A 16,772-nucleotide genomic window follows, 5' to 3' on the forward strand; every position below is an offset into this window, starting at 1 on the left:
GATAAGATAATGGATCAGACATACATTGATCGTTTTAATATTGATAACATTCTTTTAAGAAGTATTAAACAAGATATTTTTGTTGGCACATCCAAAGCAGATTTAAATGATACAGCAGTCATTAATATTATTAAAGACAAAAGTATTATATCATCAAAGGATTTAAAGAAGATTAAAAATTCATTGCATAATGTATTGTACCAAGAAAAGATTGATAATGGTGTAGTGTTGGTCACAAAATTTCTTGCTGGTACTCCTTTGTTAGAGCATTTAAACCAAAATAATTTGAATAAGAAAGATAGGGAACATATACTTTATGAATTTATCAAAGGAATATCTAAATATTCGAAGTTGGATAAGCCACTAATTAATGTTTTGATTGACGAGACACAAATATTTGTACGAAATGGCATACTTCAGTTTGCAGAACTGATTAAGTGTGATAATTTGCTTCAGTCTCCTCAGGAGTTCAAGGCGATAGTAGGAAAAATAGGTGCTGTTTCAAGGAGAATATATACCTATGGATTACCAGAACAACACCAAGAAAATCTTGTATCTGATAAAATCTTAAAATTCATAGACGATTTAGAAAATGATAAACTGACTGTTAATAATATTGGTGAGATTTTAGATTACTATAAGAGTTTATATTTCTATAGTACATCATCAAGAACAAAAATTGATCAGGCCTATGGAACTACAAGAAATAAAAGAAGAACATTGAGGAAGCAGGTTAAGAGCCCGATTACGAAAATTGCAACAGGACTTTCTATTGTAGTATTGATGACTTGTGCATCCACTATTTTCCAATTACCATATATGCTTCAAGGATTTGTTGTCCAACCACCTACTGCATCTTTTGATAAAATTAACATTGCTGATGGATGGAAGTTTATAAACAAGAGTACTGCTGATGGAAGTAACAATATCATTAAAGGATCAGTGTGGCAAGTTTATAAAAACGATCAAATTATTGATGAGAAAATATCGAAAGATCTTGATATGGACTTTGTAGATCAAGGCACATACAAAGTAATTCTAAAGGTTCAAGATCAGTATGAAAAATGGAGTGTTCCCTACGAAAAAGAATTTCATATGTTAAAAAATGAGAGACCAGGACCACCACAAGAGACAGCTGGATTTGAAACTGAAATCCTCGATAATTATGAGATTATTTATGATAACCCTAGTGATACATTTATAGATAATTCCATATTTAAAAAAGGCAACTGCTCCATCCGATTTGATAAAAGTGAAAATGGAAACAACAAGTCTATTGCGATGAAAGATCTAGAACCTAGTAATTACTCTGCTTTTTCAATGTGGGTAATGTCTAATTCTATACAAACGATTGATTTCGAGATTGAAGGTTATAAAAATGAAAAACTTAACTATCGAAATAGAGTTTCTTTTAAGTTAGTTTCAAGTAATTCTTGGGAAATGCTTAATATAAATGGAGATATCAGCAATATAGATGAATTGAAAATATCCGTTTTAGACCATGACTCAGCTTTTTGGATTGATGACTTAACATTAGATTTATACAAATAAATACTTAGCATGAGGGCAATACTCTCCACCGTAATCTCCTTTATCGAGGCACAAAAAATATACTTATGAGAGTTATTATCAAAAAAGAAAGGGTATTAATAACATAAATAATTAATCTGAGGAGGAAAATTTATGAAAATATTAGTCCTTTTCTATTCAACCTATGGACATATTAAACTAATGGCTGAAGCTGTAGTTGAAGGTGCAAAACAAGTAGAAGGTGCGGAAGTAATACTTAGAAGAGTGCCCGAAACATTGCCGGATGCTGTTTTAGAGAAGATGGGTGCTTTTGAGATTCAAAAATCATTTGCAAATATACCAGTAGTAGAACATAGCGATCTTGTAAATGCAGATGCTATCATTTTTGGAACTCCTACAAGGTTTGGTAATATGACCGGTCAAATGAAACAATTTTTAGATTCTACAGGTGGTTTATGGGCACAGGGTTCTTTAATTGGAAAAGTTGCTAGTGTATTTACTAGTTCAGCTACACAGCATGGAGGACAAGAATCAACAATATTGAGTACACATATTCCACTTTTACATCATGGAATGATTATAGTAGGCCTACCTTATAGTTTCCAAGGACAGACAAGAATAGACGAAATAACGGGTTGTTCTCCATATGGAGCTTCTACTATAGCTGGAGCCCAAGGAGAAAGATTACCTAGTTTAAATGAGTTAGAGGGAGCAAGATTCTTAGGAAAACATGTAGCAACTATTACGGCTAAATTAACAAGGTGATTTTTATATCCAATTAACACCAATTATTCACCCCTTGGTACATACCAAGGGGTTTTACTATGCAGTATCATCCAGCGTGATAATAAAAATATAATTGTATTTACACAGCTTCACTTGCGCGACAGAACAAAACTATCCCTTTGGCCCATTAATAAAGGTTTGTTTTGTAGAGGTGATTGGATAAACGTATGGATGAATTTCATGTAGTTATCGAAGTTTTAGAGGAATGGATAGCCGCTTTAGAGGAAGCTAAAACAGCTATCGCTATAAGTCCTCCAAGTAACTACATTAAGGTCAAGCAATTTAGAAACCAAACTTCTTAAACGTTTCATCAGCCATTTTTGCGTCTCTAGCCTTAAAAAATTCTTCAATCTCGGCATGAATATCATCATATTTTTGAACAAACTCGGTAGGAGTCAAATTTTGAACATTAGTTGCCAGCCTTAAGTATTCCAAAGTAAGAGAGTGGATTTTATTATCACGTGCATCAGCAAAGCTAGTCATGGTTTCACCTCCTTCCTATTTGAATAATTCTACAAGAAGAGGGAGATACCTCTATACAAATAACGACACTGATTGAATAAGTATTTTACCAAAGAGAGGTGCAAAGCATGGAATGATATGTTGTCTAGAGGCTACAGGAAGCTTTGGCAAGATGTAGAGCTGTTATTCAAGAAGTTGTTAGGGGGAGTGATAATCCGACCTTGATAATAGCACATGAGATTGGTGCGACCATCGATATCAATGCGATTGAGAACATCAAAGGAGAGGAATAGATATGAATCAAAAAAGGGGACGACTCCCAGGTCGGGGGACCAAGGGAGTCGTGGGGTAGTGAAAATATTAATTTACCATATTAACAATTTTATTTTAACATACATATTTCGACAAAACAAGACAAGGATTACATAAATGATCGGGATTGGACCTATAACACAATTGCAGATTGGCAATATCAGAACTCTCCTTTCCGGAGCCATGATACCGTAAAGCATACTTTTAGGAAGCTTGAGAATGATGGAGTGTTCTTGACAGATAATTTTAATGAAATCAAAAGGTACTGCAAGCTTCAGGAAAAGGGTGATGCGTATTAATTTATTTTTACTAAGTGATAATACGGCAAAGAAGGAGGTTGTTTTTATAGTGAAGGTAAATACCCGCGGGTATATCTTTAGTTTAAATAATTACACGGTGATTGGTCCAAATGCTGCGATATCACGTGCATCAATAGACATCAGAGTTCCTACTGGGATTGGTCCGAAGCTCTCAGTCAATATAATCCTTATGAAAGGTATAGGTGGTTGAGATTCACAAGATACTACTCTCCCAATTAGAGTGTTGGGATTTCCACCTTCAAGCACAAATGCCCCGATAGCACCAACAGTTATACCACCTTGAGTTAAAATTTGGCAAGTATTCGGTAGAACCTGATCAACAGAAAGTTCATTTGACATAAAAATTCCTCCAATCATGATATTTTGGATAATGAATAATAAAAGGAATCAAGCATGGAGCCTTGTCCCATTACATGGTATTCATATCAATGGTTGGATGTTACAAAATATTTAAATTGAGGTTTAACGAACAAGATAAAATTAAATGAAAAAGGTGCAATAATGAATTGCCGCTAAATATGAATTAATCTAAATTATTCTGATGCGTATTAGATTCGAAAGCCTCAAGAATGATGAGGAAAATTTGACAAATGATTTTCCAGATAACAATTGAGAAAATGAAAAGGCATGTACCTATAAAGATACCCCGTAATACATTTGGCCCAGTTCTGAAAGTATAAAAACCATGTTGTGTAGCTGGGACTTGATACTGCGAAGGAAATAAAATAGCAAAGTATTTTCCTAAACAAATGGAAGAAAAAAACAAAGGAAATATGCCAATACAAAAAAGTCTTTGTATTAATTTAAAGGCAGCTTCTTTCTTTATAGACAGTAACTTCTCAAACATATATATACCTCCTAAATTAACCAAATCAACAATAATAGTATCATGGAAAATTATTACAGTCAAACGTATAATTCTTTTTAAGAGAGATGTGCTAAATTATGTTTTAGCGATAATGAATTTTGAAAATTGAATAATACGGTATTTGAAAAACCTATGCTCTATGCAAATATAGATGTATTATATTGGTAATTAAGATATAATTATCCTAAAAGACATAGTTAATGCAATAAATTTACTGTTAATGCAACGTAAGGTACATAGCAAATAATAACAATTAAACTGTGCAAACTACAATAGAACAAATTATATCTAAAATACAGGAGGTCATATGCATTCTATATTTGTTACAGTAGTTAGAACCTTATTAGGATTCACAGTATTATTCTTACTAACACGTATTCTCGGTAAGAAGCAGATAGGTCAATTAACTCACTTTACATATATTACAGGAATTGCTCTAGGAAATATTGTTGGAGATATGGTTGTTCACAGAGATATCAAGCTTATAGATGGTTTGGTGGGTGTAATCCTATGGGCGCTACTTACATTTTTATTAGAATATATAAGTTTAAAATCTTCAAAGGCTAGAGTGTTATTAGATGGCGAACCTATGATTGTTATAAAAAAGGGTAAAATTCAGGAAAAGGCATTGTCTAAATCACAACTGAACATTGATGATTTATCGATGCTCCTTCGTAATAAAGCTGTTTTTTCATTTGCTAATGTAGACTATGCTATTTTAGAACCCAATGGGGAATTAAGCGTATTAAAAATACCAGAGGCTGAATCTCCAACCAGGAAAGACTTAAAAATTCTAGCGCCTCAAAGATTACATATACCGACGGAGATCATCGTAGATGGTAAAGTAGTAGGCGAGAACCTAACAGAATTCAGTTTAAGTCAGGACTGGTTGGATAGTCAATTGAAATCTTTTGGAATAAAATCTGTAAATGATGTAATTTATGCGGAGCTTCAAAGTGATGGAAGACTATATGTAAACAAACGGAAAGAAAAAAACATAAAATAGCATTACATATAAGTTTATAGATGAAAAAATACAAAGGATTTATAACCAGCAGTAGAAATCCTTTAGAGGAGGGGTGTATCTTGCTTAAAAGCTACCAGTAACTTAATTTTATATAAAAATTGTGTTAAAAATATGATGGAAAATCAAAAATCATGTGATGCATAAAATCTCAAAGCATCCTGACGATATTCCCTTCAGTTTCAACGAGTTGGTACGAAATATAAAGGCTCCCATTTGAGTTGTACCCAGAAAAATAAATTTTTCCGGTATACATGACAAATTATGACAATATTTTTATGAATAATAATATATAATATTTAATTGGTGATTTTTATAAAAGTAAAATGGAGGTTATTATTAAAGTGGGTAAAAGTAATTTGATTGAGGTTTTATATGAAATTTTAGAAGGTGTAAATGTAGAACACCATAACGACACTACCTTTATTTGGTCTAAAGGATATCGCAAAGCAGTTCTAGATATCATTGATGCGATAGAAAATATTGAACTATAAAATCTATATTTAAGAAAGGGCTTAATTGTGTAAAAAAAATTTTACGCTGTTAAGTCCTTTTTTAAATGGCTTCAATTTATTAATTACTTGCCCCAAATGTGATGTTAAGTTATATAGAAAGCTACAAAGCCTGTAGTATGATCAGGAGCAGGGATTCCTATGAGGTCTTTACTACTTAATGCATCTAAAAAAGCCAGGAGGAATCCTGGCTTTTGTCTATTTTGAATCAGTCATTTGATTTTACCAATAAATCTATTAGAGGGTAGTATCCTCATACCCATTGACAAGAACATCAATTTTTCCTGTTTCTGGGTCCATAATTAAGCCGTGGATGCTTACATCCTTAGAAATGAAAGGATGATTTTTTAATAATTCAACAGTTTCTTTTATAGATTCTTCTACAGAGTTAAAACCCTGCAGCCACTTTCGTATATTAATTCCTGCATTGCATAGCGTATTTATCACATCCGGCGAAATACCTCTAGCCATTGCCTGTTCTAAGGTTTTGTCTACATCTAGATTACTCATACCACAACCATGGTGGCCAATTACCAATACTTCGTCCGCTTTGAACTCATAAATAGCAACCACAATACTTCTTACTGCACTGCCGAATGGATCCATTATAATAGCTCCAGCATTTTTGATAAATTTAGCATCACCATTTTTTAGATTTAGTGCTTTAGGAAGAAGTTCTGTTAATCTAGTATCCATACACGTCAAAATTACTAACTTCTTATTCGGATCTTTTGATGTCTTATACACATCATATCCTTTATTTTCAAGAAATGACTGGTTATGATTTAATATTTCTTGCAATTTGTTCATTATGTCCTCCGAATTATCGAATAATGTCTTATTAATTATATCATATAAGTCAAACGAAGAAATCAAATTGCTTCATATGACGTGCTAGATTTGAGACTTAGCTTACAATCAGTAACCACCTATATACTATCATATTTTTTTCTTAAAAACTTAAGAAAACTTTTTCCGAATTTTACAAAAAATACAATATAAGTAAGACTAAAACAAATGACAGGGGATAGTGATTAATATGCGATAGCTAAGTCAATAGATGATCCCTACTTAAACATGTATTCTTAAGGGTGTGTAGAGGAAGATTGTCAATAAGAGATGACTATGATAATATATAAATCTATGAAGAGCACCATATAGGCTTATCTGTAAAACATAAGTTTTTAATAGTTATTTTACGAAGTTGTAAAAAGGGAATTCAAAATAGTCTTCACAAATTAAAATGAAACATAACGAATGGAGGAAATGAAATAATGTCTAATTTGCCAAATTGTCCAAAATGTAATTCAGAATACACTTACGAAGACGGAAGTCTTTTTGTTTGCCCAGAATGTGCCCATGAGTGGTCTAGTGAGCTAGAAACAGAAAAAGGCGACGACGAGAAGATTATTAAAGATGCAAATGGAAATGTTTTAAACAATGGTGATACTGTAACGGTTATCAAGGATCTTAAGGTAAAAGGAAGCTCATCCGTTATAAAAATAGGAACGAAAGTAAAAAATATACGATTGGTTGATGGGGATCATGATATTGATTGCAAAATCGACGGTTTTGGAGAGATGAAGTTGAAGTCTGAATTTGTTAAAAAGGTGTAGATATAATTTCATATATTTTATCCAATAGAATAAGGCAGGACGGTCCTGCCTTATTATTTAATGTATATTAATGATAAGAGTTGATAGAATATATTTTGAGCATAAGAGCCCTTATTCATTCGTTTGTCTATTATAGAAACTGCATCTCTACGGTGCTTCCTGTCCTATAAATCCTATCTACAGTTAAGGCTTGGTATATATTGCATATGGCCATTATTTAACATTCATCAGCAAATCGTTCCCTAGTAGTAGCCAGTTCCAATTACGTTTATATGACGACTTTAACCCCATTCAGCAAGTTACCTAAATCCGGTTATCTGTCAAAAATGAATTTTACATAATCACCTATAACGCCCCAAAAAGGTAATAATCATTAGAAAATAAAAATTTAGGAAGCAGGAGTTATGCTGAGTTAATATACTGTATTGCGGGGGTGGGATGCATGAAAACGTATAGATTTCATTTTAGGATTGAAAGAGAAGCTGGACTGACGAGTAGGGAAGGGGCTACACAAATAGGGGCTGCATATACAGAAATATGTTTCGAAGCAAGAAAGAAACTGAATAATAAGGAGTTACACGAAGTGATCTTAAAGCTTAGAAAAGAATTGTCAGAACAGTTGGGTATAAAGGTATGGTATATCGTATCAATCAGTGAGAAGGAATACATGAAACATTTGGAGGAACAGTAAGTTACCAATAGTCCTTCTTATATGATATAGTATTAGAAATAAGTGCTTAGTCCATTGACAGGGGGAAATGGTACGTGTTGACCGTAAAGAAACTAGAACAGTTTACAATCGAAGATCAGGAATCTTTTGGATTCAATGGATTCAAAACCGATAAGATATATGCTGTTGAAAAAAGAGAATGTGAAGATGAGCTCATCATCAGTGTAAAAATAAAAGACTTGGAGGAGACTTATCAAAAAAAATGGTCCAGGAGCAGTGCATCAGAGAAATTCTTTCAAGAGGTTATCAAGCAGAATTTATCTTTTGGTGCTTACATCCATGAAGAGTTAGCGGGCGTTTTGATTGCTAGTGAGATTAAATGGAACAATTCTCTTTGGATAGAAAATATAATCATTTCGGAAAGGTACAGAGGTAACGGTATTGGGAAAGCCTTATTGGACAATCTGATGAAGCTGGCAGCGGAGCGGAAGATTAGGATAATTGGTCTAGAAACACAGGGTTCAAATTATCCAGCAATACAGTTTTACAAGAAACATGGATTTGAAATAGATGGAATAGATTTTTCACTTTATCCAAGTAAAGATGAAAGTAATCCAGATGTAGCAATTATCATGAAAAGGAAGGTTATATGAGGAAGCAAACAATGAAGAAGGTAGGTACTTTTAATATAGATATGTATACTACCCTTCTTTCTTTAAAAGCTCGTTGTATTCATTTATTTTAATATCTAGCGCTTGACTAATGATCAATATTTCAGGATTAAGCAGCATGGGGTCTTTAGCGATCAATTCGCACATAGATGCTCTTAATCTTTCAATCTCAATTAAGAGCTGCCCTAAGTTATCCATACAATATCACCCTAACTTTTCATTATTTAAAAATAATTATAAAACTATTATATAACTCTAAAATTATAACTTCAATACAAAATATTACAAATTTTTCATTTTTTAACATTTTATCGTGACAATACTGGAGGAAAAATGTTTTTTTTATAGAATATATTTTTATAGCGGAGCGTACGGATTAGCGGAGCGTACGAAAGAAAAAGATCATTCTATGAAGACAGGAGCCTCTATATGAGTTTGTACCTATTTGAAATAGAAAAGGATCTGGCAGCATTATGTACTGAAATGATTGGCATCTTTGTAGAGATGAAGAACAGAGGAATCATTAGCGAAGATGTATACGAGAAGCATGTTAAATTAAAAGCAGAGTTTCTTAACGATTATCTAAAAAAATATGTTGCTGGATTAGGACAGAATTGAATTCTGTCCTTTCCTTTTGCATTAGATATACTATTTTGGGTTAGAAGACATTGCTATTTGTTATCGATCTGTTTCATACAATGGACCAACGTGTTGTCATTCCAATGGGATTTAATACATAGACAGCATTTGCCATGGAATTCGCACTCCGTATCTAAACATGTACACCAATTTTCATTACATGAAGTCACTATATCCACCCCCTAGATAAATATATTAAACATGTACCACAATTATTCTAGGAGATTAGAAGGGTTTGAATGAACCCATTACTACAGCTGAATTTGAAGAGAGCAAATAAATTGAGCCCTTATCACAGGGATAAGCGCTCATAAGTGAAAGGAGGAACTTACTGATTATATTCATAATATATCCTATTGGAGGATGTCCAAATCAAAAAAGAAAAAATAATATTTTACAACTCACCAAGGAATCTTGTCTAAATGATCTCCTCTTAACACAGGAAGGATCTTGGATTTAATCGCAGGGGGTACGTCCTTTAACTTCAAATGATCGATACGGGTAATACAAGATATATCTAATTTCAGCTTAAAGGCTAGCTCCTGTGCTGTATATCCTTGATTTTTTCGTAATTCTTTCACAGTGTTATTCCTATTTCTAAATTCAAAAAACATATGCAACCTCCTATCAATATCTCCAGTCTAAGTTTATTATATCAAAAACAATTTATAGAATGTTAAATTTTGATTTTGATTTGTAAATAGCCGATAGGCAACTTTGATCTCAAATGATTTTCAATAAAAAAATATGCGTATTTACTCAATTTTGTGGTAGATATAGAATATAAATAAACAAAGGGGTGATGACAATGTTGGAACTTCCCAAAATTAAAAATGGTACTTCTATTGTTATCCAAAGAGAAATCAAAGAGGAAGACACGGCTTTAAACTATGGTAGTGGAAGGTTAGAAAACCTATTGGCTACGCCATCCTTGATTGCATTAATGATAGAGGGGGCTGTAAAACTGGTGGATGACAAGCTCCCCGATGGTGTGATTACCGTTGGAAAAATGATTCAAATCGAACACCAAAAGCCAACAGGATTAGGTGCAACAGTCAGCGTAAAGGTAGTGGTGAAAGAATTTGACGGTGCAAGAATCCTATTTGACATTCAAGCTTATGATGAGATCGGTATGATTGGTAGCGGTAGTCATGAAAGATGGATTGTTAACAAAAACTCTTTGCTTCAAAGAGCAACAGAGAGAGCGGAAAAACTGAAAAATAAAGATTTCTAATGGATACACGAATGCTGCATATTGATGCAGCATTCTCCTTTTATTTAATAGGAAAGTTCTCCTTTCCTATTAAATAAAAGATTAGGGGTGCAGGGGAAGTATTCCCATGCCGTAGTCAGAGGGGTGCTCAGGCTGCCTAGCAGCCGTCGAAGGGGAACTAGGTTCCCCTAGCGAAGGCATCGAATATGGGTTAAGGACATATGATGAAGAAAAATGAGGGAGGGTATACCCATGAAGATAGGAATTAGAATGAAAATGAGCCTCACGATGCTAATATTAATCAGTATTCCTATCTATGTGCTGGGGGCCTCATCCTATGGAAAAGCAAAAGAGATATTGATCCAAGAGTTAAATGAGGTGAATCTTAGAACCATAGAACATATGAATGATTTTTTTATCCATCACTACATGGAAGAAATAGAATCTACTGTAGATATTTTTTCAAGTGATCCAGCGCTGGTTGAATCACTAACTGCTGAATCAAATAGCTTAAATGTGACAGCGGATTGGGAGATCATTCGAAAACTTAATTCAGACCTTTGGCATGTTGTGGTTGGGACAAGCAAGGGCGAAATTTATGTCGTTCCAGATTGGCTGCCGCCCAATGGGTACAATCCCATCATTCGGCCTTGGTATGCAGCTGCCATGAAGGAAAAGGGGAAAATCGCTTGGAGCGAACCCTATGAAGAATTGGTTACTCACGAGACGGTAATCAGTGCCTCAAAGACCATAGAAAATCAACAGGGTGAAGTTGTAGGGGTGTTTGCGATCAATACCTCCCTCCAAAAACTTTCAATGGCAGTAGAAGGGACGAATCTGGGAGATGGTGGATATATGATGATTTTAGATCAAAATGGACAGATTATCGCCCATCCCGATGAAAATGCCTTAGGAAATACAGTGATTCAGCAGGGGTGGTATTCCTCCTTAACGAAAGGGAAAGATGCATTTTATGCAACCGTAGGCGGCAAGGGTGTATTTATAAGTTATATGACGATTCCAAAAACTGGATGGAAGATCGTCGCATTGATGCCGAAGGAAACTTTGGAAAGGGAGGTTGAACCAATACGACAGCGGACAATCTCCATCGCTCTGATTAGTGGACTTTCTGCTGTGTTGGTAGGCATATTTTTCTCCCATACATTGGTGGGAAGAATCAAAAAAATTATGGAATATATGGGACAGGTTGAAAGCGGCAATATGAAAGATCACTATCATTGCCGGGGAAATGATGAGATTTCTGAGCTGAATAGGAAGTTTAACCAAATGGTTGATACGCTGAATCATACAATGACAGAAATGGAGAAAATGGTTATGCTGGATGGATTGACAAAGATATACAATCATAAGTATATGTATGAACGTCTTGACCAAGAAATACAAGAAGCTAAGCGATATGGGAAACATTTGACCGTAATCATGGTGGATATAGATCATTTTAAGAAAGTAAACGATGTGTATGGCCATCAGGTTGGTGACCATGTGTTGTCTAAACTGGCGATGTTCATAAAGGATAATCTAAGGAGTATGGATATTGTGGGCAGGTATGGAGGCGAAGAATTCATGATCATTTTACCAGAGACAGCATTAGCACAAGGTTATATGGTGGCGGATAAGATACGGCAGTTGGTTGAATCCATGGAATGGGAGGAAAAAAATCTGAAAATCACCATAAGTGGCGGCGTTACAGCGTGGATGGATGAGGGTGCATTGAAAATGGTAAAAAAGGCGGATGATCTACTATATCAGGCAAAAAAGAACGGAAGAAATAGAATAGAGCAATGATTATATTTGGAAGAATCTCTAATTTTATTGAACAGAGGTAACAGATATGATACCCTAGATATGATATGGAAAGACCTAGGAATGAGTGGAGGGGGATTCGTAATGCTCAACAGTGTTCAAGGTGTCATATTTGATTTAGATGGAACCCTTGTTGATTCTATGTGGATTTGGAAACAAATCGATATTGACTATTTGGAGAAACGCGGCTTAGGGCTGCCTGAAGATTTGCAAAAGGAAATAGAGGGAATGAGCTTTACAGAAACAGCCCATTATTTTAAAGAGAGATTTTCATTGTCAGACCCTATAGACGTCATTAAAGAAGAATGGCTGGGTATGGCAGCCGATTTTTATGCAAGAAGGATTACCTTAAAAAAAGGTGTCATTCCTTTTCTAACTTTCCTCAAAGAAAACAATATCAAAATGGGAATAGGAACAAGTAATGCCAGGGATCTGGCAGAGGCGGTTCTAAAAAACCATAATATTCTTCATTATTTTGATTCGATACGAACTTCTTGTGAAGTGGAAAAGGGAAAACCGAATCCAGATGTATTCTTGAAGGTCGCTGAAGATTTGCAGCTTGACCCAGCTCGATGTCTTGTATTTGAGGATACTTATGCCGGTGTTCTTGCAGGAAAACGGGCAGGCATGCAAGTAATTGCCATTGCTGATGAGCATTCCTTCCCCTACAAGCATGATATTTGTGCTTTGGCCGATAAGTATATTGAGGATTATGAAGAAATAGCCTAAAGCCGAGTCCATACTCGGCTTTATAAATGTTTTTGAAAGTGCATATTCAGGTCAGAATCATAGGAAAATAGGATTAGGTAGAAATATTTGGGGTGATCAATCAATGAATTTGCCAAAGGATTTTTTAGAGAAAATGCGGTTTCTGTTAAAAGATGAATATGAGGGTTTTATAGCCAGCTATAGGGAGAACAAATTGCAAGGACTACGTGTTAATACACTAAAGATATCGGTAAAAGACTTTTTAAAACAGAATGTATTTCAATTAGAGCCTATTCCTTGGGTAGGGGAAGGGTTTTATTATCCTGTTGAGGAGAGGCCAGGTAAACATCCATTTCATGAGGCCGGATTATATTATATTCAGGAGCCCAGTGCTATGGCAGTAGGAGCTGCCCTTGATCCTCAGCCAGGGGAACGTGTGTTAGACCTTTGTGGAGCACCCGGAGGGAAATCCACCCATATTGCAGCTAGGCTTAATAATGAAGGATTTTTGCTCGCCAATGAAATCCATCCTGCCAGGGCGAAAATTCTAGCCCAGAATGTGGAACGGATGGGTATCAAAAACTGCGTAGTAACCAATGAAACCCCTGAAAAGTTAGCCCACCGATTTCCAAGATATTTTCACAGGATTCTAGTAGATGCTCCATGCTCTGGAGAAGGAATGTTTCGAAAGGACCCAGATGCTTGTGAAGAGTGGAGTTTAGAGAATGTAGCCTTGTGTGCGAATCGGCAGCTTCAAATATTGGAGGAAGCAGGAAAGATGCTGATGCCTGGGGGGCGATTGGTATACTCTACGTGTACATTTTCACCAGAGGAGAATGAAGGGGTTATTGACCAATTTCTAAAGAAGCATCCTGAATATTCTGTAGAGGCTGTAGTATCACATGAAGGCTTCAAACCCGGAAGAAAAGAGTGGATACAAACAGATAATACGTCCATTGAAAAGACAATACGGTTATGGCCCCATCACCTAAAAGGAGAAGGGCACTATGTGGCAGTACTAACCAAAAATGATGGTGAGGGCCCAGAAAAAATAAAGACTATAGAAAAGTCAGTAGATCGTAAGCTGTTGAAGGATTATTTTGATTTTGGGGAAGCATATTTAAATGAAACACCAGAAGGTGAATACATATTATTTGGGGAGCAATTATATATTATACCTAAGGAGATGGTACGCCTAGAGAAGTTAAAAGTACTTCGCCCTGGATGGCATTTAGGAGCCATCAAGAAAAATCGATTTGAGCCATCCCATGCCTTGGCACTATCTTTGAAAGAAGAGGATTGTAAGTTCAATATCAGCTTCGAGATAGGCGACGATCTACTACTTGCCTATCTAAAGGGTGAGTCGTTAAATGTAGAAGGACACAAGGGTTGGAATCTTGTTCATGTAGAAGGCTATTCATTGGGTTGGGGCAAACTGGCAGATCAGGTGTTAAAAAATCATTATCCCAAAGGCTTAAGGTGGTCAGGGATGTAATCCTTCAGCAGCGTGGTGAAGAAATATGATTTTAAAGGTGAAAAAAGAACAACGAGAAGCATTAGACTACCTATACCAACGATTAAAGGAAGATGAGAAAACAATAAAAGATATTCTTGGTAAAAAAGCATCTTTTCGACATAGCGCAGATGGTCGTTTCAACCATACGGTGGCAGTACTCCATCATGGCAGGGAGATTCTCACCAAAGTAGTCTGCAACAAAGAAGTGGTAGAGATGGCGATCATTCTCCATGACATTGCCAAGCTTTCCGATGATGTCAATCATGAGAAAACGGGCGCTGTCATCGCCAAAGAATATCTAGAAAACAGATGCTATGGACAAGTATATACGCGACAAGTATTGGAATGTATTCGCCTGCATAACCAGAAAGGTCAAACACCCACTGCATCCATTGAAGTCAAAGTTGTCCAAGATGCGGATCTATTGGATAAAAGATTATTCTATGAGATACATCATGTATCGGCGGGAAGATTATGGGAAGAAGGAAGAAAAACGGAATACGCAAAACTACTGAAGACTTACAAAGGAAACTTAAAAAAATATGCTGATTGGGCCAATTTTCCATTTGTAAGACAACAGATACTGGGTGCCCTTAACAGGATAGAGAGAGAATTTTGTGAAGAGGAAATAAATCATCCGTTGATGTAAGGACAACATTCACCCACTAAGGAGGAGCAGCTTTCATGAAAAAAAGAGAAATATTGGATTTGAAAATTGAGCAGGTAGAGTTTCCTTCCAAGGGCATTGCCTACCATGAAGGAAAACCTGTATATATAAAAAATGCCCTTCCTGGTCAAACCGTAAGGGTACAAATCAGCAAGGTTAGGGACGATTATGCAGAGGGAAAAGTCCAGGAGGTCATTGAACGATCTCCAGAGGAGCAAGAATCATTTTGTGCCCATTATGGAATATGTGGCGGATGTGCCCAACAAACACTGACCTACAGCAAACAACTGGAGATGAAGGCTGAACAAGTAAAAAGGCTCCTTGATGCTGCTGAAATCGAAGATTATACTTTTCTAGGTATTGAAGGTAGTCCAGAAGAGTTTGCCTATCGTAATAAGATGGAATATTCCTTTGGAGATGCAGAGCGTGGCGGGGAGTTAACCCTGGGAATGCATGAAAAGGGAAAATTCAATTCCGTGGTGACCGTAGATCAATGTAAAATAGCCGATGAAGACTTCAATCTAATCCTGAGAACCACGTTGGAATACTTCAAAAATAAAGGGGTTCCCAAATACAACAGTAAATCCCATGAAGGCTACCTGCGGCACTTTATAGTCCGAAAAGCCAAAAGTACAGGAGAAACACTGGTAAACATCGTCACCTCTACCCAGATTCAGTTTGATATGGGGGAATGGGTGACACGAATCAGAGACCTGAATCTAGTTGGTAAATTGGTAGGTATTCTTCATACCTTTAATGATAATATCTCCGATGTGGTTATCAGTGAAAAAACAGATATCCTATGGGGACAAGATTATTTTACAGAGGAGATATTGGGATTGAAGTTTAAGATTTCAGCCTTTTCTTTCTTCCAGACAAATTCCTTAGGGGCAGAGAAACTCTATAGCATTGTTTTAAACTTTATGGAAAATGCCGATAACAAGACCATCTTTGATCTCTACAGCGGCACGGGCACCATTGGACAGATTGTGGCGAAGAAAGCAAAAAAGGTGATAGGTATCGAATTGATTGAAGAGGCTGTGGAGGCTGCCAATAAGAATGCCAAAATGAATGGTTTGGATAACTGCACATTCATGGCTGGAGATGTGCTGAAGAAGATTGATGAACTAAAGGTAAAGCCAGAGATCATTATCATAGATCCACCTAGGGTAGGTGTGCATCCCAAGGCTCTGCAGAAGATATTAAGATACAAAGCCCCCGAGATTATCTATGTATCTTGTAACCCGAAGACCTTAACAGAGAACTTAAAAGATGCCCAGCAGGCTGGGTACAAGGTAGATAAGGTAAAAGTCATGGACATGTTCCCCCATACGCCCCATGTTGAGACCGTCGTGAGGTTGATGAGGAAATAAGTTGAAATTAAAGAGCTAGAGAAATCTAGTTCTTTTACTTTTGTGGACACGCCACTTCGGA

Annotated in this window: 21 protein-coding genes; 15 read left to right on the forward strand and 6 right to left on the reverse strand. The window is 35.9% G+C overall.

Features of this window, described 5'->3' with window-relative positions:
- Window positions 1-9: 9 nt before the first annotated feature.
- Window positions 10-1,551, forward strand: a complete 1,542-nt coding sequence (locus tag K0R93_RS05320; RefSeq protein WP_300298601.1) for a hypothetical protein — start codon at window positions 10-12, stop codon at window positions 1,549-1,551.
- 132 nt (window positions 1,552-1,683) lie between these two features.
- A complete protein-coding gene (gene wrbA, locus K0R93_RS05325; RefSeq protein ID WP_300298604.1) occupies window positions 1,684-2,295 on the forward strand; it encodes an NAD(P)H:quinone oxidoreductase in 612 nt (203 codons plus the stop codon).
- A gap of 303 nt (window positions 2,296-2,598) precedes the next feature.
- Here the strand turns inward: wrbA and K0R93_RS05330 are convergent, their stop codons facing one another.
- The gene (locus K0R93_RS05330; protein WP_300298607.1) at window positions 2,599-2,799 is read right to left on the reverse strand and encodes a hypothetical protein; all 201 of its coding nucleotides are present in this window, start codon (window positions 2,797-2,799) and stop codon (window positions 2,599-2,601) included.
- A gap of 143 nt (window positions 2,800-2,942) precedes the next feature.
- Here K0R93_RS05330 and K0R93_RS05335 point away from each other — a divergent pair, with 143 nt between their 5' ends.
- Complete coding sequence (locus K0R93_RS05335; RefSeq protein ID WP_300298610.1) at window positions 2,943-3,071, forward strand: hypothetical protein; 129 nt, start codon at window positions 2,943-2,945, stop codon at window positions 3,069-3,071.
- 408 nt (window positions 3,072-3,479) lie between these two features.
- Here the strand turns inward: K0R93_RS05335 and K0R93_RS05340 are convergent, their stop codons facing one another.
- Both K0R93_RS05340 and K0R93_RS05345 read right to left on the reverse strand, forming a co-directional pair.
- Window positions 3,480-3,749: a hypothetical protein gene (locus K0R93_RS05340; protein WP_300298614.1), complete on the reverse strand. Its 270-nt coding sequence runs from the start codon at window positions 3,747-3,749 to the stop codon at window positions 3,480-3,482.
- A gap of 184 nt (window positions 3,750-3,933) precedes the next feature.
- Complete coding sequence (locus K0R93_RS05345; protein ID WP_300298617.1) at window positions 3,934-4,257, reverse strand: hypothetical protein; 324 nt, start codon at window positions 4,255-4,257, stop codon at window positions 3,934-3,936.
- 328 nt (window positions 4,258-4,585) lie between these two features.
- Between K0R93_RS05345 and K0R93_RS05350 the strand changes: the two genes are divergently transcribed.
- Window positions 4,586-5,284 carry a YetF domain-containing protein gene (locus K0R93_RS05350; protein WP_300298620.1) on the forward strand — a complete coding sequence of 233 codons (699 nt, stop codon included), beginning with the start codon at window positions 4,586-4,588 and terminating at the stop codon, window positions 5,282-5,284.
- Window positions 5,285-5,646: 362 nt separating this feature from the next.
- On the forward strand, window positions 5,647-5,796 hold the full coding sequence (locus K0R93_RS05355) for a hypothetical protein (protein WP_300298623.1): 150 nt from the start codon (window positions 5,647-5,649) through the stop codon (window positions 5,794-5,796).
- A 255-nt stretch (window positions 5,797-6,051) separates the two neighbouring features.
- Here K0R93_RS05355 and K0R93_RS05360 read toward each other — a convergent pair whose 3' ends face one another.
- Entirely contained in the window at window positions 6,052-6,624 is a 573-nt protein-coding gene (locus K0R93_RS05360; RefSeq protein ID WP_300298626.1) for a beta-class carbonic anhydrase, read from the reverse strand.
- A 464-nt stretch (window positions 6,625-7,088) separates the two neighbouring features.
- On the opposite strand from K0R93_RS05360, the gene K0R93_RS05365 reads away from it, so the two are divergent.
- The 3 genes from K0R93_RS05365 to K0R93_RS05375 all read left to right on the forward strand — a co-directional run bounded on the left by K0R93_RS05365 (window position 7,089) and on the right by K0R93_RS05375 (window position 8,753).
- Entirely contained in the window at window positions 7,089-7,430 is a 342-nt protein-coding gene (locus K0R93_RS05365; protein ID WP_300298628.1) for a zinc ribbon domain-containing protein YjdM, read from the forward strand.
- Between the two features lie 442 nt (window positions 7,431-7,872).
- Window positions 7,873-8,121 carry a hypothetical protein gene (locus tag K0R93_RS05370; protein ID WP_300298630.1) on the forward strand — a complete coding sequence of 83 codons (249 nt, stop codon included), beginning with the start codon at window positions 7,873-7,875 and terminating at the stop codon, window positions 8,119-8,121.
- Window positions 8,122-8,195: 74 nt separating this feature from the next.
- Window positions 8,196-8,753, forward strand: coding sequence for a GNAT family N-acetyltransferase (locus K0R93_RS05375; RefSeq protein WP_300298633.1), 558 nt, complete (start codon window positions 8,196-8,198; stop codon window positions 8,751-8,753).
- A 48-nt stretch (window positions 8,754-8,801) separates the two neighbouring features.
- Here K0R93_RS05375 and K0R93_RS05380 read toward each other — a convergent pair whose 3' ends face one another.
- Window positions 8,802-8,969, reverse strand: a complete 168-nt coding sequence (locus K0R93_RS05380) for an aspartyl-phosphate phosphatase Spo0E family protein (RefSeq protein WP_300298635.1) — start codon at window positions 8,967-8,969, stop codon at window positions 8,802-8,804.
- 231 nt (window positions 8,970-9,200) lie between these two features.
- On the opposite strand from K0R93_RS05380, the gene K0R93_RS05385 reads away from it, so the two are divergent.
- Window positions 9,201-9,389, forward strand: a complete 189-nt coding sequence (locus K0R93_RS05385) for a hypothetical protein (protein ID WP_300298636.1) — start codon at window positions 9,201-9,203, stop codon at window positions 9,387-9,389.
- A gap of 422 nt (window positions 9,390-9,811) precedes the next feature.
- On the opposite strand, the gene K0R93_RS05390 is transcribed toward K0R93_RS05385, so the two are convergent.
- Window positions 9,812-10,024 (reverse strand): transcriptional regulator, encoded by a 213-nt coding sequence (locus tag K0R93_RS05390; protein WP_300298639.1) that lies wholly within the window; start codon window positions 10,022-10,024, stop codon window positions 9,812-9,814.
- A 194-nt stretch (window positions 10,025-10,218) separates the two neighbouring features.
- On the opposite strand from K0R93_RS05390, the gene K0R93_RS05395 reads away from it, so the two are divergent.
- From K0R93_RS05395 to rlmD, 6 genes are all read left to right on the forward strand, one after another.
- Entirely contained in the window at window positions 10,219-10,644 is a 426-nt protein-coding gene (locus tag K0R93_RS05395; protein ID WP_300298642.1) for a thioesterase family protein, read from the forward strand.
- A gap of 231 nt (window positions 10,645-10,875) precedes the next feature.
- Window positions 10,876-12,429 carry a sensor domain-containing diguanylate cyclase gene (locus K0R93_RS05400; RefSeq protein WP_300298645.1) on the forward strand — a complete coding sequence of 518 codons (1,554 nt, stop codon included), beginning with the start codon at window positions 10,876-10,878 and terminating at the stop codon, window positions 12,427-12,429.
- 102 nt (window positions 12,430-12,531) lie between these two features.
- On the forward strand, window positions 12,532-13,176 hold the full coding sequence (locus K0R93_RS05405; protein ID WP_300298648.1) for an HAD family hydrolase: 645 nt from the start codon (window positions 12,532-12,534) through the stop codon (window positions 13,174-13,176).
- A 103-nt stretch (window positions 13,177-13,279) separates the two neighbouring features.
- Window positions 13,280-14,650 (forward strand): RsmF rRNA methyltransferase first C-terminal domain-containing protein, encoded by a 1,371-nt coding sequence (locus tag K0R93_RS05410; protein WP_300298651.1) that lies wholly within the window; start codon window positions 13,280-13,282, stop codon window positions 14,648-14,650.
- A gap of 25 nt (window positions 14,651-14,675) precedes the next feature.
- The gene (locus K0R93_RS05415; protein ID WP_300298654.1) at window positions 14,676-15,320 is read left to right on the forward strand and encodes an HD domain-containing protein; all 645 of its coding nucleotides are present in this window, start codon (window positions 14,676-14,678) and stop codon (window positions 15,318-15,320) included.
- 35 nt (window positions 15,321-15,355) lie between these two features.
- Entirely contained in the window at window positions 15,356-16,711 is a 1,356-nt protein-coding gene (gene rlmD / locus K0R93_RS05420) for a 23S rRNA (uracil(1939)-C(5))-methyltransferase RlmD (protein ID WP_300298657.1), read from the forward strand.
- Window positions 16,712-16,772: the final 61 nt, after the last annotated feature.

The organism is Anaerosolibacter sp., assembly GCF_029240175.1.
Taxonomy (GTDB): Bacteria; Bacillota; Clostridia; order Peptostreptococcales; family Thermotaleaceae; genus Anaerosolibacter.

What these genes read in the sequence shown, in the direction of transcription:
- K0R93_RS05365 (WP_300298628.1), top strand. Translation starts at nt 7,089, where the DNA reads ATGTCTAATTTGCCAAATTGTCCAAAATGTAATTCAGAATACACTTAC.
- K0R93_RS05320 (WP_300298601.1), top strand. Translation starts at nt 10, where the DNA reads ATGGATCAGACATACATTGATCGTTTTAATATTGATAACATTCTTTTA.
- K0R93_RS05405 (WP_300298648.1), top strand. Translation starts at nt 12,532, where the DNA reads ATGCTCAACAGTGTTCAAGGTGTCATATTTGATTTAGATGGAACCCTT.
- K0R93_RS05410 (WP_300298651.1), top strand. Translation starts at nt 13,280, where the DNA reads ATGAATTTGCCAAAGGATTTTTTAGAGAAAATGCGGTTTCTGTTAAAA.
- K0R93_RS05390 (WP_300298639.1), bottom strand. Translation starts at nt 10,024, where the DNA reads ATGTTTTTTGAATTTAGAAATAGGAATAACACTGTGAAAGAATTACGA.
- K0R93_RS05400 (WP_300298645.1), top strand. Translation starts at nt 10,876, where the DNA reads ATGAAGATAGGAATTAGAATGAAAATGAGCCTCACGATGCTAATATTA.
- K0R93_RS05385 (WP_300298636.1), top strand. Translation starts at nt 9,201, where the DNA reads ATGAGTTTGTACCTATTTGAAATAGAAAAGGATCTGGCAGCATTATGT.
- K0R93_RS05345 (WP_300298617.1), bottom strand. Translation starts at nt 4,257, where the DNA reads ATGTTTGAGAAGTTACTGTCTATAAAGAAAGAAGCTGCCTTTAAATTA.
- K0R93_RS05370 (WP_300298630.1), top strand. Translation starts at nt 7,873, where the DNA reads ATGAAAACGTATAGATTTCATTTTAGGATTGAAAGAGAAGCTGGACTG.
- K0R93_RS05415 (WP_300298654.1), top strand. Translation starts at nt 14,676, where the DNA reads ATGATTTTAAAGGTGAAAAAAGAACAACGAGAAGCATTAGACTACCTA.
- rlmD (WP_300298657.1), top strand. Translation starts at nt 15,356, where the DNA reads ATGAAAAAAAGAGAAATATTGGATTTGAAAATTGAGCAGGTAGAGTTT.
- K0R93_RS05360 (WP_300298626.1), bottom strand. Translation starts at nt 6,624, where the DNA reads ATGAACAAATTGCAAGAAATATTAAATCATAACCAGTCATTTCTTGAA.
- K0R93_RS05395 (WP_300298642.1), top strand. Translation starts at nt 10,219, where the DNA reads ATGTTGGAACTTCCCAAAATTAAAAATGGTACTTCTATTGTTATCCAA.
- K0R93_RS05350 (WP_300298620.1), top strand. Translation starts at nt 4,586, where the DNA reads ATGCATTCTATATTTGTTACAGTAGTTAGAACCTTATTAGGATTCACA.
- K0R93_RS05340 (WP_300298614.1), bottom strand. Translation starts at nt 3,749, where the DNA reads ATGTCAAATGAACTTTCTGTTGATCAGGTTCTACCGAATACTTGCCAA.
- K0R93_RS05330 (WP_300298607.1), bottom strand. Translation starts at nt 2,799, where the DNA reads ATGACTAGCTTTGCTGATGCACGTGATAATAAAATCCACTCTCTTACT.
- wrbA (WP_300298604.1), top strand. Translation starts at nt 1,684, where the DNA reads ATGAAAATATTAGTCCTTTTCTATTCAACCTATGGACATATTAAACTA.
- K0R93_RS05380 (WP_300298635.1), bottom strand. Translation starts at nt 8,969, where the DNA reads ATGGATAACTTAGGGCAGCTCTTAATTGAGATTGAAAGATTAAGAGCA.